This is a genomic window from Aquabacterium sp. G14 (assembly GCF_037482285.1).
GTDB lineage: Bacteria > Pseudomonadota > Gammaproteobacteria > Burkholderiales > Burkholderiaceae_C > Aquabacterium.
On the sequence record NZ_JBBEYB010000039.1, the window covers coordinates 1 to 1,675 of the forward strand.

At 57.4% G+C, this 1,675-nt stretch carries 2 protein-coding genes; both read right to left on the reverse strand.

Features of this window, described 5'->3' with window-relative positions; all coding sequences use genetic code 11:
- Positions 1–118 precede the first annotated feature (118 nt).
- Entirely contained in the window at positions 119–1,210 is a 1,092-nt protein-coding gene (locus WIT60_RS16830; protein ID WP_339584973.1) for a DUF6708 domain-containing protein, read from the reverse strand.
- Positions 1,207–1,446, reverse strand: a complete 240-nt coding sequence (locus tag WIT60_RS16835; protein WP_339584974.1) for a hypothetical protein — start codon at positions 1,444–1,446, stop codon at positions 1,207–1,209. Before WIT60_RS16835 ends, WIT60_RS16830 begins: the two co-directional genes overlap by 4 nt.
- Positions 1,447–1,675: the final 229 nt, after the last annotated feature.

Here is a 1,675-nt window from a genome sequence, read left to right on the forward strand (position 1 = left end):
ATCGACATGCCGTGCTGGAACTGAATCTGGTTGAAGGCCATGGTGCTCACCCCACTGTAAGAAGACCACAGATTAGTGAGTCACAAGCTCATGGGGTGAGCCTCGCTGAGGCAGGTTTCTAATCAGGTACACTTGTGTCTAACGAAGTTTGGATGGGCTGCCCGATTCGCTTGTGCACCTCCTTGGGCCACACCGTGGGCCTCGTTGTTTTATGGCTGAGCCAATTGCCCACGCCCCACAGTGTGAAGGCGGGGAAGGTGATGGGCAGGCCGATGAACACCAAGATGGTCATGAAGCGGCTGTCGCGCCACCAGCGCCAAAACTGCGGGCCGAAGGGGCTGACCACGCCGAGGCTTTGCCACAGGGTGGTAGGGCGCTCGTCGATTTGTAGCGCTTCGCCTTCGGGCAATGCGGGGCCGTTGTCTTCCATGTAGCGGCGAATGTGTTCCCACAGGCGTGGCACAGTGGTCTCGCCGAGTACCATGCTGCTGGCAACGGGGAATTCGTCGAGCAGGCGGCCTTGGGGTTCGTTCTTTTTGGGGAAATCACGCGCTACGAGCACGAGGCCGTGAACGCGTGTGACTGAGTTACCGCGGGTGATGAGCTGTACCCGGTGCTCGGCAGTGATGCAGCCCCAGTGATACTCCACCCCTTGCAGGGGTAACGGCGCGCGGGTCCACCAGCGGCCTTTTGTGCTGCCCTGGTTCGGATCGAATAAGCGGTATACGCGTTGGTTCTGACGATCGAAGATCAATGGTTGATTGTCGGGGGCGAAAAGATCGGTGCGCAGTAGATAAGGTATGGGGCGTAGGCAGAAGCGCCATAGAATCCAGGCGCCGAGGCTACTGATAATGATTGATTCCCACAGGGCATAACCACCAAGGCGTATTCCGTCGCGAATATGTTGCGGCGTGATAAGCAACGAGAATACGCAGATACCTAGTAGCACCAAAACCCAGAAGAGGGTAAGGCCTCGTAATTGCGTCGAACTACTTGGCCCCATCAGTTCCAAGGCGTCTGGGTAGATGGCGCGCAGCGTGTTCAGTGCGGTCGGGTTATCACTGCACCGGGTTCGGCGTTTGAACCGTGTGACGACTCCACTCATGGCGTTCTCGCCCTTGGGCTCAGGCGATGCGGTGTTGCCCGCTGACTCCAACCCCTGCGCGATGTAGTCGCCTTGCCTGATTAACTCTAAAGCGTCGGTGCTCACTGTTTGCCATCTCCAACGACGAGTTCTTTCCAGGCCTTGTCCTCCTCAGCCCAGCTCGCTCTACGTTGCTCACCATGTTCGGGCTTGCCGAAGTAGCTGTATTTCAGCCACGTTTGCATCGGCGTGGGCGTTTTTATCACGACGTAAATCGTTTGCCCAACTGCCACAACGGTCAATGCCCACCCTAAGCCTGGTACGGTCAAACTAACTGCTGCCGTGCCGATGCGTCTGGCCACTGCTCGGGCAAGGATACCGCCAGCGGCACGATCTGCGCCGACGAAAAGAATCTGAAGCTGATATGCGGTTTGAAGTGCCAGCGGTGCAGCACCAAGCCCGAACCTGATTAGAAACCTGCCTCAGCGAGGCTCACCCCATGAGCTTGTGACTCACTAATCTGTGGTCTTCTTACAGTGGGGTGAGCACCATGGCCTTCAACCAGATTCAGTTCCAGCACGGCATGTCGAT